This is a genomic window from Sorangium sp. So ce887, assembly GCF_051521455.1.
In the GTDB taxonomy this organism is placed as follows: domain Bacteria; phylum Myxococcota_A; class Polyangia; order Polyangiales; family Polyangiaceae; genus Sorangium.
Map to the genome: position 1 here is coordinate 6,785,095 of NZ_CP150354.1, position 25,634 is coordinate 6,810,728.

The window sequence follows — 25,634 nt, forward strand, 5'->3', positions numbered from 1 at the left end:
GAGGTACCCTGGACTCATGCATGCAGGCGTCCCGGCGGCAGAGAGGCTGGATCGTGAGGTCGAGCGGCGGCTCGAGGAGCTGGCAGCCCTGATCGAGCGATTCGCCCCCGGGGACGGCATGCACGCGACGGTCGTGGATGGCGTGAGCTTGATCCGCGCCGCGCAGCCCTCCGAGCCGATACCGACCGTCTACAAGCCGATGCTGTGCGTCATCGCCCAGGGTCGCAAGCAGGTGATGCTGGCGGACGAGGTGTATGTCTACGGCCCCGGGCGCCACCTGGTCGTCACGGTCGACCTGCCCCTCGTCGGCGAGGTGCTCGTGGCGTCGAGGGAGCGTCCCTACCTGTGCCTCGCGCTCGACGTGCAGCCCAGCGACGTCAGCGCGCTCCTCACCGAGCCCGGTCTCCCCAGGCCGAGCGCCGCCCCCGGCAGCGAGCCCGAGGCGCGCGGCCTGTTCGTCAGCCGGACGGACCTCCCCTTGATGGACGCGGCGCTGCGGCTCATCCGCCTGCTGGAGGCGCCCCAGGACATTCCCATCCTGGCCCCGCTCGCCGTGCGCGAGATCCTCTATCGCCTGCTGCAGAGCGAGCAGGGAGGACAGCTCCTGCGGATCGCCCTGGCTGGCAGCCAGGCGCAGCGGATCGCGAAGGCGATCAGCCTCGTGAAGAGCAACTACACCCAGCCGCTGCGCATCGAGGCCATCGCGCGCGAGGTGCACATGAGCCCTTCGGCGCTGCACCATCAGTTCAAGGCCGTCACGGCCATGAGCCCGCTACAGTACCAGAAGCAGCTCCGGCTCCAGGAGGCGCGCCGCCTGATGCTCGGCGAGGTCGTGGACGCGGCGACCGCCGGTTACCGCGTCGGCTACGAGAGCCCGTCGCAGTTCAGCCGCGAGTACAGCCGGCTGTTCGGGGCGCCGCCGTCGCGCGACGTCGCGCGGCTCCGGAGCAGGATGGGCTCGAAGTCGCTGATGGGTTAGCCCCAGGGGCGCACGTCGGCACGACCGGGCAGGCGGCGACCCGCCGGGGCAGCCCGTGCTGCTGTGGCATGGATTCCTGGGGACCGGCCAAGGCCGGGGCCGCGCCGGGTGCTGTCGCTCTCCTCCTCGCGGTGCGGGACGCAAGATGCCCGGCCGGATGCGAGATGCCGTGGGTCACGCCCGCGCCCGCTCAAAAAAATCGAAGCGCGCGTAGGGAGGGCCGGCCGGGGAGCGTCCCAGGAACAGAAGCCGGCAAGAACAGGCTGGCCCTTGCACCAAGGAGCACGACCCACATGACCCTCTCCCTCTTCTCGAACACGGCCCACAGCGCCATCCGTCGCTTCGTCCTCGGCAGCTTCCTCGCGACGGCCGTGCTCGCCGGCAGCGGAGCGGCCTACGCGGCGACCCGCGGGAACGGCGCGGCGGACACGCAGGCGCCGCGCCAGGACAAGGACGCCCGGCGCGACCACCGCCCCAGGGATCCGGCCCGCCTCATCAAGCGCCTGGACAAGAACGGGGACGGCAAGCTGGCCGTCGCCGAGCTCCCGGAGAAGGCGCAGAAGCGGCTGGGCAAGGCGGACACGAACAAGGACGGCACCCTGTCGGCCGAGGAGCTCAAGGCGCACGCCGAGCAGCGCACGAAGGCGCGCGCAGCGAAGCAGCAGGCGCGCTTCGTCAGGAGCGACAAGAACGGTGACGGCTTCCTCACCAGGGACGAGGTGGGCGACAAGCGCTGGGAGCGGGTGAAGGCGGCGGACGCGAACCGCGACAACAAGCTGACCGCCGACGAGCTGCGCGCGGCGCGCCCCGCGCGCAAGCAGCCGGCAGCGCGGTAGCATCGCGGCAGACGCGCGGCGCGCCGCGGCCGTCAGGGCGTGATTCCGGAGCGCAGCGCGCCTCGAGGCGCCACGCCGGCTCGGCCGACTCCACCCGGGCGTCGCCGCGCTTCCCTCCCCCGGCGCTCGCCGCTCAGCGCCGCGAGCGCCCCTGCGCCCGCCCCGGGTGCGATGGGCGGTCGGCTGCAGGGGCGTCGCTGTCGCCTCGCCCGATGGGCGGCGAGGTCTCCTCGCCAGCGCCAGGCGCTGCCGCATCGCCCGCGCCAGGCGCTGCCGCATCGCCCGCGCCAGGCGCCGTCTCCGCGCCAGCGGCAAGCGCCGTCTCCGCGCCAGCGCCGGGCGCGACCTCGTCGCCGGCGCCCACCGGAGCGGCGGCGCGGCGCTTCCTCGGACGCCTGGGGAAGAGCGGGAGCTGCTGCTCCAGCACCTGGCTCCGCCAGGCGAGCAGCGTCTGCGCGCGCCGCCGCGCCGTCTCCTTCCCGATGCCGGCGGTGAAGCGGTAGAGGCGCCGCGCGAGCGCCCCCGTGGTGGGCGCCGCCGGATCGAAGAGATCGGGCGCGACCTCCTTCACGACGTCGCACGCGAAGATCGCGCGCCGCAGGAGCGTCCGCTCGTCGGCGGTGCCCGGGGGAGCGGCGAGCAGCTCGCGTCCAGCGGGCGTGAGCGAGGCGTCGTCGTCGCCGAGCCAGCCGAGGACGCGGGCAGCGGCGAGCGCGTAGCCGACGTGGCGCAGGGAAATGCCCGTCTGCTCCACGAGCTGCTCCTTCGCGGTCACCCCTCCGGCGAGCGCCTCGAGCACGCGCCGGACGTTGGCGAGGTTGTCGGCCTGGGGGATCTCGGTGCTGCGCAGCAGGCGGGTCGGCGGCATGGGCGACGAGGAAGCCCCGGCCCCGGCCGGGAGACGACACCATAGCGCGCACAGGAGCAGCGCGTATCTCGAACGCGTCCGCCCCGGTCCGGGCGAAAGGTCCCGCGGTCCCGCGGTGGCGCCGGTGCCAGGCCCCGCGGGGCGCCGGTGCCAGGCTCCGCGGCGGCGCCGGTGCCAGGCTCCGCGGCGGCGCCGGGAGCGCCCTGCCCTTGCTCGGCCGCCTGAGCGGCGCCCTCTCCCGCGAGGGCGTGGCGCCCGTCGTGTCGGCGCTGCGGCGCAACGGTCCCTCGCCACCGAACCAGCGTCACCCAAGGGCGAATTCGCGGTGGCGAACCGCCGCGACCTCAGAAGACAGCCGGGCTCGCAACGGCGTCGCCCGGCTGTCCTTCCCTCAATCGCTCAACTTATCGAACCCACCGATTGACGATGTTTTCGTACAGCTCTTGCTGACCGCTCGTGAGCTTGACCTCACCACCAGCGTTGCCGATCTCGGCCAGCTGCTCCAGCGTCAACTTACCCAGCTCGAACTCTGCACCCTTACCACCGTCGAAAGATGCGTAACGCGCCTTGCGCATCGACTCGAGCGGCGACTTGCGGATCAGGTCATCGGCGATGAGGAGCGAACGAGCGAACACATCCATGCCGCCGATGTGTCCGTGGAAGGTATCGGTTAGATCCGTCGAATTGCGACGACGCTTGGCGTCGAAGTTGACGCCGCCACCCTGGAACCCACCGCTGCGGAGCAGGATGAGCATCATCTCCACCGTCTCGTTGATGCTGTAGGGGAACTGATCGGTGTCCCACGCGTTCTGATAGTCGCCGCGGTTGGCGTCGATGCTACCGAGCATGCCGGCGTCCGCAGCCGCCTGCATCTCGTGGTCCATGGTGTGGCCAGCGAGCGTCGCGTGGTTCGTCTCCAGATTGAGCTTGAAGTCCTTGTCCAGACCGTGTTGACGCAAGAACCCGATCACGGTCTCAGCGTCGAAGTCATACTGGTGCTTGGAGGGCTCCATCGGCTTGGGCTCGATGAAGAAGACCCCCTTGAAGCCGCGCGAGCGCGCGTAGTCGCGCGCCATGGTCAAGAAGCGAGCGAGGTGAGCCTTCTCGCGCTTCATGTCCGTGTTCAGCAGGCTCATGTAACCTTCGCGGCCACCCCAGAACACATAGTTCTCACCGTTCAACGCGATGGTGGCGTCGAGGGCGTCCTTGAGCTGGGCGCCGGCATAGGCCACCACGGAGAAATCGGGGCTCGTGGAAGCGCCGTTCATGAAGCGCGGGTTGGTGAACAGGTTTGCCGTGCCCCACAGCAGCTTGACACCAGACTGCGATTGCTTCTGCTTGGCGTACTCGACGATGGTCTGAAGACGACGCGACGTCTCGGCGCGGCTATCGCCCTCTTCTACCAGGTCGATGTCATGAAAGCAGTAGTGCGTCGCACCCAGCTTGGTGATGAACTCGAAGTTCGCGTCCATCTTCATACGAGCACGGGCCAGCGGGTCCTTGCCCTCATCCCAGGGAAGGTGGATCGTTCCCGGACCGAACGGATCGTGCCCACGACCGCAGAACGTGTGCCAGTAACACACGGCAAACTTGAAGTGATCCTTCATGGCCTTGCCAGCGACGACGCGGTTGGCATCGTACCACTTGAAGGCGAGGGGGTTGTCGGACTCAGGCCCCTCATAGGGGATCTTGCCAACACCAGGGAAGTATTCTTTGTCGCCAGTCACAACGGTCATAAACGGATCTCCAGCTCGTGGTTTGCGTGTGCCTTATATCAGAGGGCGCCTTCGACAACAAGCCTCCGGCGCCGGCGTCTCGTGCCGGTCACCGTACCTAGCTGAGCCGCGTCGACAGCCCCCGCAGGGACGATCCGCGCGACCTTACCGCGGTTGCCTACGCTGCCCTCGCTGGATCCGTTGAGGCGCTCGTACTGCCGCACCCTGCGGCACAGGCCGTGCTGCTCGAGCCGGTCCACGACGGCGGCGGTAACCTTACAGCAACATGGTACTTCAGCGCGTGGCGGCGGCCCGTGGGCGACGCGTAAGCGGGACCAAGCCCTGCGCATCCGTCGTCTCGCGAGGCAAAAACTCACCCGCATCTTTCGCCGTCAGCCGCATTCGCGCGGACGCTACGCTCACCTACCAGATCAGCGCGTGGGTGTCAACGCTCGCCAGAAACCGCGTGAATTTGGACAGGCCGCCCTCTGGCGCCCGGGGCCGCGGGTGACGCGGGCCGGAGAGCCGCTTCGTCGATGTGCCCTATCGCTACAGCGTCTCGAGCTCGACTCCTTCAAACCCTTCACCTTCACCTGGTTCCGCGCCCACGGTAGGCCCGGCGAAGCCTCCCGCGCGACCAGGGATGAGCCTCGCCGATGACGTGCTCGTGCTGCGCGGAACTTGGCCCGCCCGCGCCCTCTCTTGCATCTGCGTCGGGTGCGATCGCGTCTCTACCTCGCGCTCGCCGCCGCGGTCGCCCTGTGGATCGCGCCGGCGACGGCATCTCCGGCGCCCCCGGGTATTCGCAAGCTCCACGTCGAGGGCGGCGCGGTCCACGCCGCGGTCGGCGCGTCGGGCAAGCAGGTGCGCCTCACGCTCGACCCCGAGCTCCAGCGCGCCGCCGAGCGCCTCCTCGCCCGCTCCGGCGCGCCCGAGGGCGCCATCGTCGCCTCCGACGTCCGCACCGGCCGCATCCTCGTCTGGGCGAGCCGCGGCAAGCGCGACTACGTCGCCACCCCGGTCGCCCCGAGCGCGAGCCTCTTCAAGATCGTCACCGCGGCGGCGCTCCTCGAGGGCGGCAAGGTGAATGTCGCGACGCCCGTCTGTTACACGGGCGGCATGAGCGCGATCACCGCGCGCGACCTTCTGGGCCGCGGCTCCACCTGCACCGTCTTCGGCGAGGCGCTCGGCCGCAGCATCAACGGCGTCTTCGCCCGCCTCGCCGGCCGGCACCTCACGGCGGCCGACCTGCGCCGCAAGGCCCGCGATCTCGGCTTCGACGGCGAGGTCCCCATCGACGTCCCGGTCGCGCCCAGCACCGCCGAGATCCCGTCCGACGCGCTCGGCCTCGCCCGCGCCGGCGCCGGCTTCTGGAGCGGGCGCCTCAGCCCACTCGGCGCCCTGTTCGCGATGCAGACCATCGCCAATGACGGCGAGCGCGTCCGGCTCTCGCTGCTCGCGCCGCCGGGCGCGCAGGCCGGCGGGGACGCGCCCGCGCCGCGGAGCACCGACGGCCGCGGACTCCGGCCCGAGGTCGCGCGCACCCTCCGGTCGATGCTCGAGGTCACGACGCGGCGGGGCACCTGCGCCAAGGCGTTCCGCAAGCCGGACGGCACGCGCGCCCTCGGCACCATGCCCGTCGCCGCCAAGACCGGCACCCTGGTCGGCGGCAGCCCCTCGCGGATGTTCTCCTGGTTCGCCTCGTTCGCGCCGTCCGATCGCCCCGAGATCGCCGTCTCGGTGATGCTGGCCAACGACATCGCGTGGCGCACCAAGGCGAACCTCGTCGGCCGCGAGCTGCTCGAGATCTACTTCGGCCGGCGGCGCTCGGGCCCCGTCGCTCGGCGGCGCTGACGGACGGCGCCAGGCTGGGGTACCCTGCGGCGACCCGCATGAACGCCCGAGATCGCGTACCCCTCCTCCTCGACCACCTGCGCGAGGCCTACCCCGCCGCGCGTTACGAGCTCAACTGGGAGACGCCGCTCGACCTGCTCGTCGCGACCATTCTGGCCGCGCAGTGCACGGACGAGCGCGTCAACCGGGTGACCGCCGCCCTCTTCAAGAAGTACACGACGGCGCAGGCGTACGCCGACGCCCCCGCCGAGGTGCTCGAGGAGGAGCTCAAGCCGACCGGCTTCTACCGGCAGAAGACGAAGACGGTGAAGGCCGCGTGCCAGGCGCTCGTCGCGCGCTTCGGCGGCGAGGTGCCCGGGACCATGGCCGAGCTCACCTCGCTGCCGGGCGTGGCCAGGAAGACGGCGAACGTCGTCCTCAACACGGCGTTCAACCTCCCCTCGGGCATCATCGTCGACACGCACGTCGCCCGCCTCAGCGGCCGCATCGGCCTCTCGAAGCGCGAGAAACCCGAGCAGATCGAGGAGGACCTCATGAGGATCGTGCCGAAGGATCAATGGACCTTCTTCGGCCCTGCCATGGTCCTGCACGGCCGGTACACGTGCGTGGCCAGGAAGCCCAGGTGCGCGGAATGTCGCATGAGCGATCTCTGTCCGAAGGAAGGGGTTTGAGCGAGAGATGAAGATCGATATGCCCGACTCATGGCAGCGCGTGCTCGCGGGAGAGCTCGAGCAGCCCTACTTCCAGCAATTGACACGCTTCCTGGAGACCGAACGGAAGGCGCACCGGGTCTTCCCGGCCGAGGACGACGTCTTCGCCGCGTTCAAGCTCACGCCGTACGATCGCGTCCGCGTGCTGCTCCTCGGCCAGGACCCGTACCACGACGACGGGCAGGCGCACGGCCTCTGCTTCTCCGTGCGCCCGGGCGTCCCGCCGCCGCCGTCGCTCGCCAACATGTACAAGGAGGCGCTCTCCGACCTGCCGGGCTTCAAGGTCCCGCGCCACGGCTGCCTCACCGCCTGGGCCAGCCAGGGCGTGCTGCTGCTGAACACCGTGCTCACCGTCCGCGCGCACACGCCGAACTCGCACAAGAACCAGGGCTGGGAGACGTTCACCGACGCCGTGATCCGGAAGGTCAACGACAGGCCGGACGGGGTGGTGTTCGTGCTCTGGGGCGGCCACGCGCAGAAGAAGGCGAAGCTCATCGACGCGCGCCGCCACACGGTGATCAAGGCGGCCCACCCCTCCCCGCTGTCGGCGAGGAGCGGCTTCTTTGGCAGCAAGCCGTTCTCGACCATCAACGCCGCCCTCCGCGCCCGCGGCGCCGACGAGATCGACTGGCGGCTCCCGGAGCTCGACTAGCGCCGCGATGTCCCGGCAGAAGCGCGTCCTGCCGCTCGCCCCCGGGACGCGGTACACCCCCGCCGTCCTCGAAGGCATCGCCGACGGCGAGCGCGCCGCCCTCGCGCTCTCGCTCGGAAAGCGCACCGAGGCCGGCGCCGTGGCGGCCGCGGCCTCGGCGCTCGCGCGCGCCGAGGCGCTGGAGGAGGCTGCGGTGGCCGCCGAGCCGCCCACCCGGCCGATCGCCTGCAGGGCCGGCTGCTCGACCTGCTGCGTCAGCAAGGTGCTCGTGCTGGCGCCGGAGGTGCTCCGCATCGCGGCCCACCTGCGCGCCACCCGGACCGAGGCGGAGCTCGCCGCGCTCGCCGAGCGCGTGCGCGCCGCCGACACCGCGACCCGCGGCCTCTCCCGGCTCGAGCGCGCCGAGGCCGGGGTCCCCTGCCCGCTCCTCGACGAGCGCGGCGCCTGCTCGGTCCACGCCGTCCGCCCGGTCGTCTGCGCGGGCTGGACCTCCCTCGACGCCGCGGCGTGCGAGCGCCATTTCGCCGCGCCCGCGGCCGTCCCCACGGCGCCCATGCACCGCCCGGGCTACGAGGTGGCGAACGCCGTCCTCGCCGGCCTGGGCTGGGCCGCGAGGGAGCTGGGCCTCGACGCCGCGCCGCTGGAGCTCATCGCCGCGCTGCGCATCGCGCTCGATCGCCCGAACGCCGGCGAGCGGTGGCTCACGCGCCTCCCCGTCTTCGCCGCGGCCCGCGACGCCGAGTGGCAGGAGGACCGGCGGCGCGAGGCGTGATCGCCCGCCGCCGGCCGTCCCGCCGCCATCCCGGCGTTGTCAGGCGAAGAAATCCGTTTACTGTGGCGCGCCGCGGAGGTCGCCGCCGGTCGGCGCCTCACGGCAGGACACAGGACAAGGAGACTCCATGAAGCTTTACGGACATCCCATGAGCACGTGTACGCGCAAGGTGCTGACGGTGCTCGCCGAGAAGGGTCACGAGGCGCAATTCGAGCTCGTCGACCTGATGAAGGGCGAGCAGAAGCAGCCCGCGCACCTCGCGCGCCAGCCCTTCGGCGTGATCCCGGTGCTCGAGGACGAGGACTTCTCCCTCTACGAGTCGAGGGCGATCATGCGTTACCTCGACCAGAAGCTCCCGGGCGCCTCGCTGACGCCGACCGAGCTCAGGGCGAGGGCGCTCATGGATCAGTGGCTCAGCGTGGAGCAATCGTACGTCTCCACACCCGCCGTCAAGATCGTCTTTCAGAGGGTCATCCACCCGATGCGCGGCCAGCAGAGCGACGAGTCCGTCGTCGACGCGGCCAGGGCCGAGATCGCGCGGGCGCTCGACGTGGTCGACCGGGCGATGGCCAGCCAGGAGTACCTCGCGGGCTCGAGCTACTCGCTGGCCGACGTCTCGTGGACGCCGTACCTCCACTGTCTCGTGATGTCGAAGGTCGAGGAGCTCATCACCGACCGGCCGAACGTCGCGGCCTGGTGGAAGCGCATCAGCGCGCGTCCGGCCTGGGTGAAGGTCTCGTCCTGACCGCCGTCGCCCCGTCCTGAACGGGGCCGCCCTCCGTGCCCGCGGGCCGCGTGAAGGAGCTGCCTGCAACAGCGCTCGCCAGAGCGCAAGCGCCCAGGGCGACGATGATGCCGCACGCCGTGACGACGCCTGCAACGAACGAGGAGCGGCGCGCCCGGGCCCAGAGCGCGCGCGTCGTTCTCCACCATGCTCTGAAGAGCGCGCAAGCCGCAAGGATCACGAGCAGCGCTGCCCCTCCGATGACGCCTGCGCCACGAATCGGGCTCGGCGCCGTGATGACGCCCGCGTACGCGAGCGGCAGAAGCACGAGATCAACGCTCAGCAGCACGCAACCCAGGCCGACAAAGGGATGCCGGAAGAGCCACGGAGCGCGCGGAAGCCATGCTCTCGCGACAGCGCTCGAACGGCGTAACCAGATCTCGACGAGCTTGCCTGCAAAGGCCATCCCAGACGTGAAGGCGAGCGTCACGTGTGTAAGGTCGATGGCGGCATCGACGGCCCGTGGATCCATGCCTCCAGTCGCGTCGAGGAGGCCTGCGCCAGCGACGGCCACGACAGCAGCCCAAAGGACGAGGAGGAGCAAGGTGACCGGCGCCGCGATCAGGAACGACAGGACCGCGAGGGCGATCGCCGCGAGCACAGCTTGCCAATGGCTCGATACGGAGCTCGATGCGGAAGAAGATGACACGGAACCAGGTGAGGTGGGGGCCATCATATCGGCCGAAATGCAAATCGCCGGCCAGTGTCTCGCGAAAGACACCAACACGCGCAGCATCCAATCGCCGCAGGACGACGCACGACGGAGGGCGGCTGCCCAGCCAGGCTCCTCGACCGCGAGGTGATCGCGCTCAGAACATGCGGCCGCGCGGGTGATCGCGATCAGCTGCGAGGCAGCTCGAAGAGCGGTGCGCCGGCATCTCGGGTGCGGGCTGCGAGCCCCGAAACGCACAGCGCGCCGTCGGCATGCCGGGTGCTCCAGCGCGGCCCGCGACAGGAGGTCATCGGCATGAGCGTTACCCAGCTCGTACGCGCTGCGCTTGTTTGATGGCCTTGAGCCGCCGGAGCAGCTGACCTCGGGAGAGCCCGAGACGTTTCGCCGCTTGAACCTGGTTATCGCCGCAGGCGTCGAGCGCCGCCAGGATCGCCTCCCGCGTCGGCGGCGGCGCTGCGACGGCCGCCGCACGCACGCCGAGCAACTGCTCCACGATCGAGAGCTTGAGCCCCGTCGTCGGATCGGCCGCCGCGACCAGCCGACCCAACCCCCGCACGTTCTCGGGCCAGTCGTGGAGCATCATGAGCTCCACCGCCTCCACGTCCACCCGCACGCGACCCAGATCCAGCGGCCCGTGCGAGCGCTCCCAGAGCGCCCGCAGGATCGCGAACACATCCTCCGGTCGCTCCCGCAGCGGCGGCAGCGCGATGCGCACCGGAAAGCGCGCCAACAGGTCGAGACGGAACCTCCCCTGCTGGACCGCCTCCTCCGGCGGGCGGTTGGTCGCCGCGATGATGGCGATATCCACGAGCGCCGGCTGCGTCGCGCCCACCGCGAGCACCTCCTGGTTCTCGAGGACCCGCAGCAGCTTGGGCTGCAGCTCGATCGGCAGCTCCCCGATCTCATCGAGGAACACCGCCCCTCCGGCGCTCGCTCGGAGCAGCCCAGGGTTGCTCGCGCCGCTTCCCGAGAACGCCCCGCGCTCCCAGCCGAAGAGCTGCCCCTCGAACACGCTTGCGACGATGCCGGCCACGTTGACGCGCGTGAAAGGACCTCTCGAGCGCCCGAGCGCCAGCACGACCGCCTCGGCGAGCATTTCCTTGCCCGTGCCGCTCTCCCCTGTGATGAGCACGTTGCGCGCGGGCCGCTTCGTCAGCCGGTCGAGCTCAGCGCGCGCTGCGCTGAGCCCCCACGGCCCCGAGAGGCCGCCGATCGCGGGCGCCGGCTCGGCTCGCCCGGTGTACGTCTCGCGGTACACGAGCAGGGTTTCGCCCGCGCGCAAGACGGACCCATCCTCGAGCGGCACCGGCTCACGTGCTGGGAGCCGGTGGCCATCGAGCCATGTCCCGTTGCGCGAGCCCACGTCCTCGACCTGGAGCCGCCCTCCCGCCCGCGTCAGGCGAAGGTGGTTGGACGAGACCTTCGTATCGTCGAGACCCGCCGCCGCGAGCCACGCTCGCCCCGCCGAGACGCCGGGGGACGGCAGAGGCACGACGACGTTGGCGGGAAAAGCGGCAAGCAGCACTGGAGAGCCCCGATCCCGGCGTGTGCCGGTCGGGGGCCGGTGCTCGTCGGTGGGCACATCGCGCGGCGGGCGGGTGGTCATGGCGCCCGCCTCATCGTACGGCCGAGGCGGCTCCCTAGCGAGCGTGCCGTGTGCCCCTCCTCATTCTGCGTCCAACGCTACGGCGACCCGCACCGACGCGCTGGTCCTCTCTCCGACGTACAGCAGCAAGCCCTGGCACAGCACGCCGCTCCTGAGCCCGTCGTAGTTGGCCGCGACGCGCCCCTCCGAAAGCGGCATACCTGCCTCCATCACCCGGACCACGACGTCGCCGCGCGCCAGCTCGGCCGTCGTGACCTGCAGTCGATCGGGCTGGCTCCGGGCTGTCGGGTCCTGCGTGAACGGGATGCAGATCTCCTCCCCAGTGGATTTGCGGTGCACGCATGCCTCTGCGGCCGGGTGGGTCTTGGCCATGTCCTCGCTGAACCCGCTTTCGCCCTCCGGCTGCCGGGCTACCCCGATGAGCCGCAGCAACCAGGCACGATCCGGTAAGGGGACGTCCTCGCACGGCGCCGGCAGGCAGGTCATCCCCGTGGAAAGACAGTCTCCCTGCTTTCTGCAGCACGGCGTGACCTCAGGCGGCTTCGGCGGCGCGACCTGGAGCGGATCGGGCCGCACGGAGGCAACGCCCGGCGCAGCGGGCGGAAGGATGGGCACAACCTCGTCGGCCTCCGGATCCGCACGACTTGCGAGCATCGCGGCGCCTGCGGAAGCAGCAACCCCGAGCGCCAGCCCCAGCGCCAGGAGGAGCGCCGATTGCCCCACGTTGCCGGGCGACCGAGGCTTGAAGGTCGGCTCCGCGTGCACCGTGCGCAGGCTCGGTGCGGGGATGGGGGTCACGGCAGACCGCCGCGGCCCAGCAGTGGAAGGCGCCGGCGAGAGCGTCGGGGCGGAGGGCCGCAGCGCCGCGGAGGGCGGCGAGGGCATCGGCGTGGTGCGGGGCGGGTCGCTCGAACGGATTCCGGACCAGGAAGCTCGTCCGGGCTGCACCTGGAGCTCGGTCGGGCCAAGGTGCGGATCCGTCGCGCTCGCGCGCGGCGACGCGACGCGCAGCCGTCCCGGGCACGCTTCCGCGGCCATGTCGATCCTCTGCAGGAGCGCCGCGCCATGGGTTAGCCGCCGCCGCGGCTGGATCTCGAGACACGCGCGGATCACCTCGGCCCAGAGAGCGTCCGGCACCTGGGGCGGCCAGGGGCGATGTCCTTGCTCCGCCGCGACATAGGCATCGACGAATGCCTCGACCGGCGCATCCGGAGAGAGCCCAGTCGGATGTGCTCCGCAGAGCAGCTCGCACGCGAGCACCCCGAACGCGAACACGTCGCGGGTGAAGCCTTCGCGCAGCGGGAGCCAGAGCCCAGGCGCGAGCAGCTCGGGCGACAGGTACGCGACGGTGCCGATGACCGCGCCCGTAGCCGTCAGCGGCCTCGGGTTTCCGGCGGGCGCGGCGATCCCGAAGTCGATGAGCCGCACGCTGCCGGGAGCATCCGAGGTGCTCCAGAACGCGTCCGTGACGAGCACGTTGGCGGGTTTCAGATCGCGATGCAAGAGGCCCAGCCCATGCACATGCGCCAGCGCGGTCGCGACCTGGGCCAGCACGGCACCGCGCTGAGCGAGCGACATCCGCACCGCCGCGTCCGTTAGCGACTGGCCTTGCACGAAGTCGAAGACCAGCCCCACAACGCCGTCCGCAGGCGCTTCGAAGAGGGCGCGGCACGGGATCAGCGCCGGATGCACGGCGCCGGCGACGGCTCTTGCCTCGCGCCGGGCACGTTCCGCGGCGCCTGCATCGAGGCCGCCGAGGAAGAACAGCTTGAGGGCGCGCAGGCTCCCATCGAGCGGATCGTGGACCTTCCAGACGGCGCCCTGCCCTCCTCGGCCGAGAGGTTCGATCAGGGTGTAGCGGTCGACGCGGACGCCGGGGTGGAGCTGCACGGTCCATAGTTACCGCAGCGTTCTGGCCAACAGAAGGGGTGATCCCGAGGTGGCACTGGGAGCGCTCGCCCACGTGAAACCCTGGCCCGACCTCTTGGATCCGCCCCGCACACATCACGCGAGGAGTCACCCATTCTGTGTGTCCTCATTCCCCTGGCGATGCAGCGCCGATCCCGTGGAGGTGAACGTGGGGCTGCTGAGGGGCTCATCGCAGCAACATCTAGACCTCTTTGCGTCGCTCTCGGCGAGCGGAGCGCACCCAGGAGCGCGAGGTCTGTTCAGGGTCATTCACGCGCATGCCCCGCCTGGAGGCACAAACGCCAGCTGCCGACAGCGCATCGGACGATCTCCCGTCGTGCGTTCAGCCTAGCTCAACTCTCCTATCGAATGGTTTTTAGAATCCGGCCGCGGATATCGATGGCCCTGCGCGAGCCTGGCGCCACCCCCTCGAGCAACCCCACCAGGTTGAACAGGTCGAAGGCCGCGGCCCAGCGCTCGAATTCCTCGGGGAGCGGCGCGTGTTCGCGGTAAACGCCCGCGAACGCCGCCACGAACTCGGGCCCCGGTCCCCAGCGCAGGAGCTGCCCGACGTCCATCAGGCTCGGGCCGGCATACGCGAACTCCCAGTCGAGCACGAGGAGCTCGCCCGACGCCAGCCAGTGCAGGTTCGAGGCCTTGAAGTCTCCGTGCAGGAGCACGGAGACGGACGCGAGCTCGCGGAGCGCCCCAGCGTTCGCGTCGAGAAAGGCGCTCACGCGCTCGCTCAGCTCGCCGCGCAGGGCAGGGTCCAGCCTGTCGAGGACCGAGGCGACATAGCCCCGAAGCGCGCCCATGCAGTCGGCAAACGGCGCGGCGACGGCGAGATCAGGCCCAAGGAAGCCCGCGCTGTTGAAGCCGACGCCGTGGATCTCGGCGAGCGCGCGCCCGACCGCAGCACCGCACGCCGCGGTGTCCTGGAGCGGTCCGTGGGGGACGTGCTCGAGAAGGAGAAAATCCTCGCCCGCCGAAAGGACCGCCGGGACGCGGAACGACCTCCAGCCCCGCGCGAGCAGGCTGGCCTCCTTCGGCGCCGCGCCCGGGTCTCGCCGGTACACCCGCAGCACCTGATCGGATCCGAGGCGCACGTTCATGTTGACGAGCCCGCCGGAGAGCACCTCCATCTCGCCGGAGAAGGGCCCGATGCGCCGCGCGATCTCCGCGCGCGTCAGGTCGATCGCGGCGCCCGCCGGGGCCTCCAGGTGCGCTGGGCGCGCCCACGCGCGCTCGGGGTTGGGGACGAGCCTCATGCGCCCGTTCACGCACGGAGCGCGCGGCGCGTCGAGCGGCAAGCGCCGGCGCCATCCCTCGGACGCCGCCGGCGGAGTACGATACACGCATGCCCGTGTACCGCTCGTCCGCCGTCGAGCACGCTGCGTCGATCACCGTGGCGGCCCGAACCGATGTCGGGCTCAGCCGCGATCACAACGAGGACGCCTTCCTGATCAGCGACCTCGCGCGCGGGCTCACCCACGGTCCTGCGGCGGCCCAGGCGTCGGTGGAGCCGCCGCTCGCCCTGGCGCTCGGCGTCTACGACGGCTCCGGCGGCGCGTCGTCCCCCGACGCGGCGAGCCGGCTCGCCGCGCGCACGGTCCACGCCGTCCTCAGCCGAGCCGCGCCCCGCTCGAGCGACGCGCTCGAGCGCAGCCTGCTCGAGGCGCTCGGCGCGGCCGGGCGCGCCGTCCTCGACAACGCCCGAAGGGGCCCGCAGCACCGGAGCAGCGGCACCACGGCCACCGTGGCCGCGCTCTGCGACGAGCGCCTGCTGCTCGCGCAGGTCGGCGACAGCCGCGCCTACCTCCTCCGCAGCGGCGCCCTCACGCAGGTCACCCGCGACCAGACCCTGGTCCAGTCGCTGCTCGAGAGCGGCAAGCTGAGGCCCGAGGAGGCCGCCACCTTCGAGCACCGGGGCGTGATGCTCCAGGCCCTCGGGCTCCGCCAGAACCTGAGCATCGCGCTCTCCGCCGTGGAGCTCCGCCGCGGGGACACCCTGCTGCTCTGCACCGATGGGCTGAGCGATCGGATCGACGATCCGCACATCGCCGCCGCGCTCGACGCCCACTCCGACCCGATGGGGGCCTCCAGCGCCCTGATCGACGCCGCGCTCGCCGCCGGAGGCCACGACAACGTGACCGTGCTTGTCGCGCGGTTCGACGGCCCGTGGCTCGCTCCGCCGGCCCGCGACGGCGACATGGAAATCATCGAAATTGCTCGATTTTCTGAAGGAACTACCCGCCGCGACGACGACGTGCTGCCGAGGCGGCGGATGATGTGAACGCCCTGAGCGCGCGCCTCACGCCGGCGCGCGACGCAACGGCGGCTGGCGCGGCGCTCGGGCGCTTGCCTTCCGCAGTGAATTCAGCGATTCCACCCGGACGGAGGCTCGCCTCGGAGAGGGGGGAGCCGCATGCTGTCTTTTCGGGACGCAGCGGAGGGTCATCGTTCTATGGAGCAGCGCAACCTCGGTTCTACGGGCGTCGAGATCCCGGTCGTCGGACAGGGCACCTGGCAGATGGAGGCGGATGACGAGGCGGCCTGCCTCGACGCCATCCGGCGGGGGATCGACGCAGGCATGACGCACATCGACACGGCCGAGATGTACGGCTCGGGCGCGGTCGAGTCGCTCGTGGGCAAGGCGATCGAGGGGCGGCGCGACGAGGTGTTCCTCGTCTCCAAGGTGCTGCCCACCAACGCGAGCTACTCCGGCACGCTCGCCGCCTGCGAGCGCAGCCTGGAGCGGCTCCGCACCGACCGGCTCGATCTCTATCTGCTCCACTGGCCCGGATCGCACCCGCTCGAGGAGACCTTTCGCGCCTTCAAGGACCTGAGGGCTCAGGGCAAGATCCGTTATTTCGGCGTCAGCAACTTCGACCAGGCGGAGCTCTCGAAGGCGATCGCGATCGCCGGCGTGCACGAGATCGCCTGCAACCAGGTGCTCTATCACCTGCTCGAGCGGGCGATCGAGCACCGCGTGCTGCCGCTCTGCGAGCGGCACGGCATCGCGGTCGTCGCCTACAGCCCCTTCGGCTCGGGCCGGTTCCCGGCGCCGAACAGCACGGCGGGCAGGGTGCTCGCGTCGATCGCGGCCGCCCACAAGGCGACCCCGCAGCAGGTCGCGCTGCGCTTCCTGCTCCGCCGCCAGCCGGTCTTCGTGATCCCGAAGGCCGCGAGCGCCGCGCACGCGCTCGACAACGCGGCCGCGGGCGATCTGCGCCTCACCGGCGAGGACATCGCCCGCCTGGAGACGGCGTTCCCGCTCGGCCGGGACCGCGGCGTGCTGCCGACGCTCTAGGAAAGAGCCCTCATGTGCGGCGATGGCCCAGGATCCCCCAGCCGGTGTCTTCGCTGCACGAGGAACGCGCGCAGGGCCCCTCTCTGGACCAGGGAGAGCAGAAGGAGCAACCGCAGGAGGCCGACCGATGTGCTAAGGATCCGGCCTGTGCCTGGACTTGTGTTCCCCTCCGGATCTTTTGCCGCCTACCTCTTTGATTGCGACGGGACGATCGCGGACTCCATGCCGGTCCATCATCGGGCCTGGCTCGAGGCGCTCGCCCCGCACGGGTGCGAGCTCACCAACGAGGATTTCTACGGCTGGGCGGGTATGCCGACCGATCGGATCGTCGAGCTCCTGAACCGGAAGTACGGGCTGCGGATGCCGCTGGGCGAGATCTCCGCGGCGAAGGAAGACGCGTACTACCGCCTGATGCCGACCGTGCGAGGCGTGCCTGAGGTCGTGTCGGCGCTCCGCGACCCTCCTCCGCGCACGAAGCGCGCCGTCGTCTCGGGGAGCCCCCGCGCCTCGGTGGAGAAGACGCTCGAATTCCTGGGTCTCCGCGGGTACATCGACGTGGTCGTCGCGGCGGAGGACTACGCGCGGGGCAAGCCGGCGCCCGACCCGTTCCTCGAGGCGGCAAAGCGCCTGGGCGTCGAGCCCGCGCAGTGCCTGGTCTTCGAGGACGCCGTGCTGGGGATCGAGTCCGCGCGGGCGGCGGGCATGCAGTGGGTCCTCGTCGATCCCCGGGCGCTCCGCGCCGAGCGGCCGGATCCTTGATCCACGCCGGAGAGCCGCGGGAGACAGCGTAGGCCGAAGCCGGCCTCCGCGAGCCGGTCTTCAGTTCACGACGGCCATAATCCGGTACTCGACCGTACCCGGGCCGAGGCGCCCCTCGCCGGCGGCGACGACCCTCGTTGCGGCGCGACGGTCTACACCGAAGCCTCGCCGGTCTTCTTCGAGCAGCGTTCGATGTTCAAGGTCGAGGTCGACACGTCGCTGCCCGCGGGCGCCGCGCGCCCGGCCGTCGTCCCCTCGCTAGCTCGCGGCGCTCGCGACGTAGGAGACTTCAGGAAGCGCAAAGGAGAGCATCCCAGAGCTCTCAGCGACCGCGCGCCGATAACGTAGAGCCGTCCACGACCAGTCCAGGTTGGCACGCATCCAGCAGCGGAGGCAATCGATGTAGCGGCTCAGCTCCGCGTCCACCTCGGGGCCGAAGCCATCCAGCGCTGTCGCCTGCTCGACGAACGCACGAACGGTCTCGTTGTGCACACGCACCGCTTCGCGCACCGCCTCATCGTTGCTCAGTCGACGCTCATTCTGCAGGACAATCACCAGGTTGTGCACGTCCCCTTGCCTCGACTCTTTGTTCACCGAGAGGATGTCGTTGCACCAGCAGATGGCACAATTGGCCAGCAACGCCAGCCGCTGCACGCCCACGTGCTGGCGCACCTCAACAGGAAGTCTGATACCGTCAGTGATCTGTGTCAGCTCGAAACAAGCGAACACGGCCCCGGTGTGCGCTCGCATCGCCTGATAGTCAGACACGCTCGGGATGACGCCGAGCAGGCGGTTCTTGGCCTCCCAGCGGTTTGCTGTGAAGTACTCCTCGACTGCGTGCGCGAAGCGGGCCAGCCATGCCGAAGAGTCACACTGGGCCATCCGCGTCCTCAGATCATGCAGGGAACGCACGAGTCGATGATCGTTCGTAGACGGCGGCGCGCCTCGAAGAACGGCGAGCAGCCGCTCGTGCATGCACATCAGCAGCTCAGGATCGCCGCCGACGCCGGTTTCGTCGCACTCATCATCCATCAGAAACAGCCAGCTGACCCAGTCAGCCGCGATCTGGAGGCGCTCCCTCTCCGCTTTGGGGTAGGCGCGAGCGGCGAGCAGACCGTACTCGATGGGCCGCGCAAGACTCAGCGCTCCGTTCCGCTTGATCAAATTGAAATTATTTGCCCACTCCAATGACCCGCGATCGACGGCAGCGGCGTGTGGACTGATCTCGGAACCAAAGGGACACCAGAGCTCCTGATCATTACAATAATACATATGTGAACCACAAAGAAATATCGGCCATGCACCGAGCAACGAACCGACTACAGCGTTCCAAGTAGCATGGTCCCAGCAGCACAGACAATCGAAATCCATCCTCGATGGATAGCGTCACTCTGCCGTAACGGCGCGGCCATCGTCCGGAGTCGTGTGCGCTGGTGAGCCTCGGCGCTCTCCTCGAGCCCTGTCTTGAGCCCTGCGAGGAATCGAGCAGACCGGCGCATGCCCGCGATTCTCATGGTGCTGCTCATCCGGAGCCGAGCGAGCTGAGGCCGCCGCCCCGCCGAGCATCGCCGGCGTCACAGCCATCCGCGGGCGGTCTGGCACATGGCGATGGCTGCATCGTTACGGTGCGACGACATCGGCTCCGCTCATCGAATACCGATTGTGCCGCTCGCTGGACCGGTGCTACTATGAAGATGTCTCGGACGCCCCGAACCAGGGGAACAGTCGCCACCCCCCTCATGCCCCAGCTGCATGGCGACGACTTGATGGACCGGCGGTCCTGCGGAGCCCTCGTCGCGGCTCCCTGACGCCTGTCTCGTCGCCAGCTGACTAGAATGACGGTCAAGCATAGCCTGCAGCGGCGCCGTCGACATCGCGCAGACCAGGCCCGGCGAGCCCCTCGTCAGCCCCGGCTGCCACTGCTGCGTTCTTCAGCCTCGTGCTCGTCGAGCTACCCGTGACGGCGCAGCCGGAGCGCGCGTTCGCGTCGCGCCACCTGGCGTCTCAGGGTCTCGTTCAGAGACCGATAGATTCGATCGCCTTTATTGTCACGAATCGTGTGCAATTTTACACAGAGAGCAAGAGTGATGATTCAAGCAGTACGTGATGGCGAGGCCTTCTCGAGGGTCGGCAGCACGGGGGCCGCGCGCGTGTCCACCTTGGCTTGTCTTGGGAAGACGGACCCTCCGCGCCAAGACTATGATCCGATCAACTCGCAGACCAAGAAGATCCTCCTCGACCTTGGCTTGTTGCACGACGAAGAACACGTCCGGACGTACGACGAGGCGAATTTTGCATCGCTCTGTGCTCATGTGTACCCAACTGCCTCTCTCGAGCAGCTGCAGGCATGCAACGACTGGAACATGTGGCTGTTTTGCTTCGACGACATGGTGGACAGCATCTGCGGTCGCTATGCGGGCAGGCTCGAAGAGATGAAGAAAGTAGCGATCAATTCGCTCATCTCGCTCCGTTACGGCGTCGAGCAGGGCGAGCCGCTGGCGAGGTACGCGCTCCACATCAGAAAACTGCTTCTCAACCTAGCGAGTGAGCGGTGGCTGCTCCGCTTCAGCGACTCGGTCGAGGATTACCTGTTCAACGGCACGTTCAAGGCGGCTCAAAACCAGATTTGTCAGCACGTCCCCGGCGTGTCGGAATACGTTGCCATGCGCGTCAGGGACAGCGGCCTTGGAACCGTAATCCGAATCACTGAGATGACATGCGGCGGTGAGATTCCTGATTGGCTGTGGCACGATCCCTACATACTCAGGATGAGAGGGCTGTGCGAGGAGGCGAGCAGCCTGCACAACGACATTTTCTCGTACGAGAAAGAGGTGCTCTGGAACCATAGCCCCAACAACCTCGTTCACGTCGTCATGGTCAACCACAAGATCGGGTTCGTGAATGCCACACGGCTGTGCATCGACATGATCAACGCGCGCCACGACGAGTTCTTGCGCATGGCCGCGAGGGTGCCTTCGTTTGGCCGCGAGGTAGACGGAGCGCTGCGGCGGTTCATCGCGGGCATGACCGCCTGGATCGAGGGGAGCGCGGATTGGCATTTAACGTCGGGTCGCTATTCATCGCCGACTTCACCATTCCTCGAGCTCGTGCGTTCGTGACGGCCTCGATGCGCCGCGGAGAGCCGCCGGCCGCGACGACGCGGCGCGTTCGACGTCGACAGCGGCGATGGGCGCAGATCCTTCCCCATAGGTTTCGACGTTCCGCGGGTGCCGCGCCGGCCATCCATAGCTCTTGAAATGCCACCAACATGAGCCCGTACATGTCGAAACGATATAATCTTCTCGCGCCTGAGGCGCGAAACGACCCATACCCCATCTACGCGGAGATGCGCCAGAGCGCGCCGGTGTGTCAGGTCGAGCCTGGCGGTCTGTGGGCCGTCAGCCGCTACAACGATGTCGCTGCCGTCCTGAGCGACAGCGCGGTGTTCTCGTCTGCGGGCTTGCGCGAGGCGACGAGACCGTCATGGCTCGGACATAACCCCGTGGCCGACTCGCTCGCGCTCTTGGACCCGCCGGTGCACACCAAGCTCCGCGCCCTGGTGAACAAGGCATTCTCGATCCGCGTCGTCCCGCGCGTCGAGCCGCTGGTCCGCGCCGCCGCCCGGCGCTTCGCCGACAGCATCGTCAGCGGCCAGCCCATCGAGGTGCAAGAGCATTTCAGCAGCGAGCTCCCGGGGGTCGCCATCGCCGAGCTGCTCGGGTTGGACCCGGCGCTGCGCCGACTCTTCGTCTCGTGGTCGGAGGCCCTCTTCAGCATACACCCCGCCACGCCGCCGGAGCACCATGCGCGCATTCGCGCCGTCATCGCCGATATCGAGAGCTACCTGAGGGAGGTGCTGGCCGACCGGCGGCGCAGCCGGCGTGACGACCTGGCGAGCGACCTGCTCGACGCCGAGGTTGACGGCAAGCGGCTCAGCGAGGCGGAGCTCATCAGCTTCCTCGCCATCGTCCTCCAGGGCGGGCACGACACGATCGCGAGCCTGCTCGCCTCATCGCTCCGCTGCCTCGCCGGACGCCCGGAGCTGCTCGCCCGACTGCGCGCCGAGCCGACCGCGATCCCCTCCTTCATCGAGGAGATGCTGCGCTTCGATCCGCCGCTGCAAGCGTCGACACGCCTGACCGCCTCCGACACCGAGCTCTCCGGCGTGTCGCTGCCGCGGGGCTCCATCGTCCTCGCCTTGATCGGCTCCGCCAACCGCGACGATCGTCATATCAAGGACCCCGACCGCGTCGACCTGAAGCGTCAGCGGAACGCTGGCCTGTCCTTTGGCCTCGGCGCCCACTTCTGCATCGGCGCCGCGCTGTCGCGGGCGGAGGGACGCATCGGCCTCGAGGAGCTGCTCCCGCGCATCCAGGGGCTCCGCATGCACGAGCGAGGCTCCGCGTGGAGCACGTCGCTGTTCTCGCGCAATCAAACCCTCCTGTGGATGGAGTTCGACCGCGCGTAGTCGATCGACCGAGGGGCGTCCACGGCTGCGGCGTGCCCGCCTTCTCGCTCCGCAGCGTCACCGCACTCTCCTGCCGACGGTGTCCCGTACCGGTTCGTCGTGAGGGCGATGGGGCGGTCTCGAGACGGAGGCCACCGACAAGCTCGTCGAGGACGCCCTCGGGAGCTACGCCCTTCGTTGCGGTGTGGCACTGGGTCAACGTCTCCTCGTCCGCCGAGCGCCGGTCCAGGACGACGAGCAGATCAAGCCGTTAAGACGCGAGAGTACGCCATCGGATTTTTTCAACCTGGACACCTTCCGACGGCTCGACGGCTCTCTCCATCGAGAGCTCCGCAGGTCTGGCCTCGTTCCGCTGATCAGCGGGGCCGCTCCTGGCCCAGGGCCGGTCGTGGCATACTCCGCCCATGAACCATGCACTCCTCCGCTCAGCTCTCTCCGGGCTCCTCCTCGCCGCCTGCGGCGGCTCCGTCGACATCCCGCCCGGCAGCGGCGGAGCGGGCGGCGCCGGGGGTGCCGGCGGCGCGGGCGGCACCGGGGGTGCCGGCGGCGCGGGCGGCACCGGGGGTGCCGGCGGCGACACCAGCTCGACCTCGAGCGGCGGCGGAACGCCGGTTGCCTGTGGCGGGCGCAGCGGGGGAATCTGCGGCGCGGAGGAATACTGCGACTTCCCCGACGATTCGTGCGGAACGTTCGACAGCGAGGGCCAGTGCTCCGCCCGGCCCGGGGGCTGTCCGGAGGATTGCCCGGGCGTCTGCGGGTGCGACGGCCAGTTCTATTGCAATGCGTGCGGCGCGCACCAGGCCGGGGTGGACGTCTCGGAGAACACCTCCTGCATCGAGCCCGTGGGCGGCGACTACACCGCGACGTACTGGCCCGGCGGGCTCGATCACCTCGTCGTCTACAAGGCCGAGCCGGAGGCGGACCGGTGCGTGACGCTCTACGCCGAAACGCCGACCGAGAGCGCGCCCGCGGGCTTCGACGTCGCCACCCTCCCGAAGGTCTGGGTCGTGACGCGCATCGAGATGTCCAGCGGGGCGGCCGGCTGCACGCCGGAGGAGATGAGGCCCGCCGGCGAGGCCGTTCTCGCGACGGACGCCATCGGGAGCCTGTCGATGGAGCTCTCGGGGGGAACCACCAAGCCGTGCACCCTCGACGTGGACATCACCGCCACCTTCCCGACGGAGCCCGCGACCGCGCACCTCCGCGCGACCGGGGTGGCCGTGGACGGCGGCTGCCCGTAGACGGGTGCCCGGAAAGGACGGGTGCCCACGGCAGAGGAGGGCGCACCGGGCGTGAAGCGACAAGGCCGGCGGCGCCCGGGGGACAGGCCTAGTACTACAGCCGCACGTCTGCGAGCACCCAACGAGCTGGGCTGCACCCGCGCGAGCAAGCAAGGCGTCACGATCGTCCGCCCGCTCATCGTAATCCGCGGTGATTCCGTGACGTGCGGCTGTAGTACTAGAGCGACAAACGGGTTGAAACCCCGAAAAAAAGCAGGAATTTCACAGGGAGGCGAGGAGGCGGGGAGCGAGAGACGGCGAGAGGGAGAGATTCTTTTTTTTCTTCCTCCCCGCCTCCTCGCCTCCCTGTGAAAATTCTCCGGGTTTCAACATGATTGGTGTTCTAGTCGCGGCCGTCTGCGCGCGCCCCCGCGTCAGCGCTTCCTCGCACCGCCGCCGCGCTGCGCCTTCTCAGCCTCGGCGAGCCGCCGCCGCGCGTCGTCCAGCGCCGCCTGGCTGGCGAGGCCCTTCGGGAGCGCCTCGTAGCCGGCCACCTCCTCGCGCAGCGTCGCGACCTGCTCCGCGCCCTGCCCGAGCCGCTGCTGGATCTCCGCGCGGAGCTTCAGGTAACGCAGCCGGCGCGGACCGTAGGCGCGGCCGATGGCGCGCTCCACCGCGGCGAGCGCCTCCGCCTCGCGGCCCATCGCGTGGAGCACCTGCGCGAGCCGCGCGGGCGGCTCGTAGGACGCCGGCATCTGCGCCTCGCGCTCCTTCAGCATCGCGACCGCCTCGTCGCCGCGCGACAGCGCGAGGTACGCCATGGCCCGCCCGTAGTCGTACGCGGCGGCCGCCTCGGGCGCCTTCGCCTCCTTCGCGGCCCGCTCCAGCACGGCGAGCTTCGACTCGTTCGCCGCGCGGGCGCCGGCCGCGTCGCCGAGCGCCTGGAGCCCCTCGGCGAGCAGGCCCCACGCGTCGGCCCGGTCGTCGGCGCTCGAGTCCGCCGGCGGGCTCTCGACGATCGACCTGAGCCGGGCGACCGCGGCCTCGCGCGCGGCCCGCTGTGCCTTGCCGTCGGGGAGCGCGGCCGCGCAGGAGAGCAGGACGCTCGCGAAATCGGCGGGCAGCGCCGCGCCCTTCACCTCGCCGACGTGCGCCCTGCCGAGGTCCGCGCACGCCGCGGCGTCCTTCCGGCGGAGCGCCGACAGGAGGCCGAGCAGCGCCTCGCTGCGCCGCGGCCACGCCTCGCCGCCCCGCGCCACGGCGCGCTGATAGGCGGACGCCGCGGCCGCGTGATCGCCGGCGCTGTGGGCCCGCTTCGCCTCGACCAGCAGGCGGTTCGGGTCGTCCGCGGGCAGCGCCGAGGCCGCCCGGGAATCCATCGCGTGCAGCGCCTCGCGGAGCAGCTCGCGCAGCTCCTGCACCGACGCGGCGCCCCGCCAGAGCCCGACCACCTCGCCGTCCGCCGGCTCGAGGACGAAGAACGTCGGCCACACCGTCACCTCGTGCCGCTCGAGGAACGGCGCGTTCTCCGGTCGATCCGTGTCGATGTCGGCGAACACCACCCGCTCCGCGAACGGGCGCAGCGACGGATCGGTCAGCACGTAATGCTTCATGCTCAGGCAGGTGTGGCACCACGGCGCCCACGCATCGACGAACAGCGCCTTGCCCTCGGCCCGGGCCTTCTCGCGCGCCCCCGGCAGGTCGTCACGGATGAACTCGAGCGGCGGCCGCGCCGCCGCCGCCGGCTCCGGCCTGGCGGCGGGCGAGGACGCCGCCGCGGCGGGCGGGGACGCCGCGGCGGCCGGGGGCGCCGACGCCCGCGGGGACGAATCGGCGGCGCAGGCGGCGAGCGAGGCAAGAGCGAGGAGAGCGGAGAGCGAGGCCGGGGAACGCACGGGCAAAGGGTAGCCCAGCAGCGGCGGTCTCGCCCTCCCTGCGACAGGCGAACCCCCACGTTGACGGGCCGTCGGCGCGGCGCGTACATACTTACCGTAGGCCGACCTCGTGCTCGCCCTCAGGGGGGGCGGCGGCGGCGCAGCTTGCCAGGGACGCCAGCACAACACATCAGGGGGAGCCCACATGATCGCGCGCGTGCTGAGGATAGGGGAGCATACGGTCCGCATCGGTGAACACGAGGACACCGTGGACCTGCTGCTGCGGGGCGACATCTCGCCGGACGAGGTGGTGCGGCTCTTCGATTTCATCGCGTCCCATTTGGCCGGGCAGAGCTACATGCTGGTCACCGGCGACGTGGTCCAGCTGGGCCGCGTTCCGGCCGAGTCCCGGAAAAGGGTCATCAAGGAATCGGGCAGGGTGCCGCCCATCCGCGGGGTGGTCTATTACCGCGTGACCTTCGCGGGGAGGGTCATGACCGAGCTGGTGCTCCGGGGCTATGCGATCGCCACGGGGGTCGACGTCGCCGCTCACTTCGTCAACGAAGAGGCGGAGGCGCGGGCGTGGCTGGCCAGGCGGCGGGCGCAGCTCGCCCGTGAACATGGCTGAGCCCGCCTGGTAGGACTC

22 protein-coding genes are annotated in these 25,634 nt (G+C 70.1%); 14 read left to right on the top strand and 8 right to left on the bottom strand.

Features of this window, described 5'->3' with window-relative positions:
- Positions 1–16: 16 nt before the first annotated feature.
- Entirely contained in the window at positions 17–979 is a 963-nt protein-coding gene (locus WMF36_RS25030) for an AraC family transcriptional regulator (protein WP_437573264.1), read from the top strand.
- A gap of 293 nt (positions 980–1,272) precedes the next feature.
- A complete protein-coding gene (locus WMF36_RS25035) occupies positions 1,273–1,815 on the top strand; it encodes an EF-hand domain-containing protein (protein ID WP_437573265.1) in 543 nt (180 codons plus the stop codon).
- Between the two features lie 133 nt (positions 1,816–1,948).
- Here the strand turns inward: WMF36_RS25035 and WMF36_RS25040 are convergent, their stop codons facing one another.
- Both WMF36_RS25040 and xylA read right to left on the bottom strand, forming a co-directional pair.
- Positions 1,949–2,683 carry a hypothetical protein gene (locus WMF36_RS25040; protein WP_437573266.1) on the bottom strand — a complete coding sequence of 245 codons (735 nt, stop codon included), beginning with the start codon at positions 2,681–2,683 and terminating at the stop codon, positions 1,949–1,951.
- 404 nt (positions 2,684–3,087) lie between these two features.
- Positions 3,088–4,419 carry a xylose isomerase gene (gene xylA / locus WMF36_RS25045; RefSeq protein WP_437573267.1) on the bottom strand — a complete coding sequence of 444 codons (1,332 nt, stop codon included), beginning with the start codon at positions 4,417–4,419 and terminating at the stop codon, positions 3,088–3,090.
- A gap of 696 nt (positions 4,420–5,115) precedes the next feature.
- Between xylA and WMF36_RS25050 the strand changes: the two genes are divergently transcribed.
- From WMF36_RS25050 to WMF36_RS25070, 5 genes are all read left to right on the top strand, one after another.
- On the top strand, positions 5,116–6,252 hold the full coding sequence (locus WMF36_RS25050; RefSeq protein ID WP_437573268.1) for a penicillin-binding transpeptidase domain-containing protein: 1,137 nt from the start codon (positions 5,116–5,118) through the stop codon (positions 6,250–6,252).
- 38 nt (positions 6,253–6,290) lie between these two features.
- Positions 6,291–6,923, top strand: a complete 633-nt coding sequence (nth, locus tag WMF36_RS25055; RefSeq protein ID WP_437573269.1) for an endonuclease III — start codon at positions 6,291–6,293, stop codon at positions 6,921–6,923.
- A 7-nt stretch (positions 6,924–6,930) separates the two neighbouring features.
- On the top strand, positions 6,931–7,614 hold the full coding sequence (gene ung, locus WMF36_RS25060) for a uracil-DNA glycosylase (RefSeq protein WP_437573270.1): 684 nt from the start codon (positions 6,931–6,933) through the stop codon (positions 7,612–7,614).
- A 7-nt stretch (positions 7,615–7,621) separates the two neighbouring features.
- A complete protein-coding gene (locus WMF36_RS25065) occupies positions 7,622–8,386 on the top strand; it encodes a YkgJ family cysteine cluster protein (protein WP_437573271.1) in 765 nt (254 codons plus the stop codon).
- A gap of 127 nt (positions 8,387–8,513) precedes the next feature.
- Positions 8,514–9,131, top strand: a complete 618-nt coding sequence (locus WMF36_RS25070; RefSeq protein ID WP_437573272.1) for a glutathione S-transferase family protein — start codon at positions 8,514–8,516, stop codon at positions 9,129–9,131.
- Here WMF36_RS25070 and WMF36_RS25075 read toward each other — a convergent pair.
- The 4 genes from WMF36_RS25075 to WMF36_RS25090 form a co-directional block, all read right to left on the bottom strand.
- Positions 9,094–9,897, bottom strand: coding sequence for a hypothetical protein (locus WMF36_RS25075; RefSeq protein WP_437573273.1), 804 nt, complete (start codon positions 9,895–9,897; stop codon positions 9,094–9,096). The genes WMF36_RS25070 and WMF36_RS25075 overlap by 38 nt on opposite strands.
- Positions 9,898–10,144: 247 nt before the next feature.
- Positions 10,145–11,449, bottom strand: a complete 1,305-nt coding sequence (locus tag WMF36_RS25080) for a sigma 54-interacting transcriptional regulator (protein WP_437573274.1) — start codon at positions 11,447–11,449, stop codon at positions 10,145–10,147.
- 60 nt (positions 11,450–11,509) lie between these two features.
- Positions 11,510–13,339: a protein kinase domain-containing protein gene (locus WMF36_RS25085; protein ID WP_437573275.1), complete on the bottom strand. Its 1,830-nt coding sequence runs from the start codon at positions 13,337–13,339 to the stop codon at positions 11,510–11,512.
- 380 nt (positions 13,340–13,719) lie between these two features.
- On the bottom strand, positions 13,720–14,625 hold the full coding sequence (locus WMF36_RS25090; protein ID WP_437573276.1) for a phosphotransferase family protein: 906 nt from the start codon (positions 14,623–14,625) through the stop codon (positions 13,720–13,722).
- 89 nt (positions 14,626–14,714) lie between these two features.
- Here WMF36_RS25090 and WMF36_RS25095 point away from each other — a divergent pair, with 89 nt between their 5' ends.
- From WMF36_RS25095 to WMF36_RS25105, 3 genes are all read left to right on the top strand, one after another.
- The gene (locus WMF36_RS25095) at positions 14,715–15,650 is read left to right on the top strand and encodes a PP2C family protein-serine/threonine phosphatase (protein WP_437573277.1); all 936 of its coding nucleotides are present in this window, start codon (positions 14,715–14,717) and stop codon (positions 15,648–15,650) included.
- A gap of 171 nt (positions 15,651–15,821) precedes the next feature.
- The gene (locus tag WMF36_RS25100; protein WP_437573278.1) at positions 15,822–16,667 is read left to right on the top strand and encodes an aldo/keto reductase; all 846 of its coding nucleotides are present in this window, start codon (positions 15,822–15,824) and stop codon (positions 16,665–16,667) included.
- A gap of 147 nt (positions 16,668–16,814) precedes the next feature.
- Positions 16,815–17,426, top strand: coding sequence for an HAD family hydrolase (locus WMF36_RS25105; RefSeq protein ID WP_437573279.1), 612 nt, complete (start codon positions 16,815–16,817; stop codon positions 17,424–17,426).
- A 258-nt stretch (positions 17,427–17,684) separates the two neighbouring features.
- On the opposite strand, the gene WMF36_RS25110 is transcribed toward WMF36_RS25105, so the two are convergent.
- Positions 17,685–18,590, bottom strand: a complete 906-nt coding sequence (locus WMF36_RS25110; protein WP_437573280.1) for a terpene synthase family protein — start codon at positions 18,588–18,590, stop codon at positions 17,685–17,687.
- Between the two features lie 923 nt (positions 18,591–19,513).
- Between WMF36_RS25110 and WMF36_RS25115 the strand changes: the two genes are divergently transcribed.
- From WMF36_RS25115 to WMF36_RS25125, 3 genes are all read left to right on the top strand, one after another.
- Positions 19,514–20,545: a terpene synthase family protein gene (locus WMF36_RS25115; RefSeq protein WP_437573281.1), complete on the top strand. Its 1,032-nt coding sequence runs from the start codon at positions 19,514–19,516 to the stop codon at positions 20,543–20,545.
- A 227-nt stretch (positions 20,546–20,772) separates the two neighbouring features.
- Entirely contained in the window at positions 20,773–21,894 is a 1,122-nt protein-coding gene (locus tag WMF36_RS25120; protein WP_437573282.1) for a cytochrome P450, read from the top strand.
- Between the two features lie 404 nt (positions 21,895–22,298).
- The gene (locus tag WMF36_RS25125; RefSeq protein WP_437573283.1) at positions 22,299–23,135 is read left to right on the top strand and encodes a hypothetical protein; all 837 of its coding nucleotides are present in this window, start codon (positions 22,299–22,301) and stop codon (positions 23,133–23,135) included.
- 413 nt (positions 23,136–23,548) lie between these two features.
- Here WMF36_RS25125 and WMF36_RS25130 read toward each other — a convergent pair whose 3' ends face one another.
- Positions 23,549–25,009, bottom strand: a complete 1,461-nt coding sequence (locus WMF36_RS25130) for a thioredoxin family protein (RefSeq protein WP_437573284.1) — start codon at positions 25,007–25,009, stop codon at positions 23,549–23,551.
- Between the two features lie 184 nt (positions 25,010–25,193).
- Here WMF36_RS25130 and WMF36_RS25135 point away from each other — a divergent pair, with 184 nt between their 5' ends.
- The gene (locus tag WMF36_RS25135; RefSeq protein ID WP_437573285.1) at positions 25,194–25,616 is read left to right on the top strand and encodes a hypothetical protein; all 423 of its coding nucleotides are present in this window, start codon (positions 25,194–25,196) and stop codon (positions 25,614–25,616) included.
- Positions 25,617–25,634: the final 18 nt, after the last annotated feature.

Coding starts and splice junctions, on each gene's coding strand:
- WMF36_RS25080 (WP_437573274.1), bottom strand. CDS start 11,449: ATGACCACCCGCCCGCCGCGCGATGTGCCCACCGACGAGCACCGGCCC.
- WMF36_RS25135 (WP_437573285.1), top strand. CDS start 25,194: ATGATCGCGCGCGTGCTGAGGATAGGGGAGCATACGGTCCGCATCGGT.
- nth (WP_437573269.1), top strand. CDS start 6,291: ATGAACGCCCGAGATCGCGTACCCCTCCTCCTCGACCACCTGCGCGAG.
- WMF36_RS25095 (WP_437573277.1), top strand. CDS start 14,715: ATGCCCGTGTACCGCTCGTCCGCCGTCGAGCACGCTGCGTCGATCACC.
- WMF36_RS25035 (WP_437573265.1), top strand. CDS start 1,273: ATGACCCTCTCCCTCTTCTCGAACACGGCCCACAGCGCCATCCGTCGC.
- WMF36_RS25120 (WP_437573282.1), top strand. CDS start 20,773: ATGCGCCAGAGCGCGCCGGTGTGTCAGGTCGAGCCTGGCGGTCTGTGG.
- ung (WP_437573270.1), top strand. CDS start 6,931: ATGAAGATCGATATGCCCGACTCATGGCAGCGCGTGCTCGCGGGAGAG.
- WMF36_RS25040 (WP_437573266.1), bottom strand. CDS start 2,683: ATGCCGCCGACCCGCCTGCTGCGCAGCACCGAGATCCCCCAGGCCGAC.
- WMF36_RS25125 (WP_437573283.1), top strand. CDS start 22,299: ATGAACCATGCACTCCTCCGCTCAGCTCTCTCCGGGCTCCTCCTCGCC.
- xylA (WP_437573267.1), bottom strand. CDS start 4,419: ATGACCGTTGTGACTGGCGACAAAGAATACTTCCCTGGTGTTGGCAAG.
- WMF36_RS25065 (WP_437573271.1), top strand. CDS start 7,622: ATGTCCCGGCAGAAGCGCGTCCTGCCGCTCGCCCCCGGGACGCGGTAC.
- WMF36_RS25070 (WP_437573272.1), top strand. CDS start 8,514: ATGAAGCTTTACGGACATCCCATGAGCACGTGTACGCGCAAGGTGCTG.
- WMF36_RS25090 (WP_437573276.1), bottom strand. CDS start 14,625: ATGAGGCTCGTCCCCAACCCCGAGCGCGCGTGGGCGCGCCCAGCGCAC.
- WMF36_RS25115 (WP_437573281.1), top strand. CDS start 19,514: ATGATTCAAGCAGTACGTGATGGCGAGGCCTTCTCGAGGGTCGGCAGC.
- WMF36_RS25100 (WP_437573278.1), top strand. CDS start 15,822: ATGGAGCAGCGCAACCTCGGTTCTACGGGCGTCGAGATCCCGGTCGTC.
- WMF36_RS25030 (WP_437573264.1), top strand. CDS start 17: ATGCATGCAGGCGTCCCGGCGGCAGAGAGGCTGGATCGTGAGGTCGAG.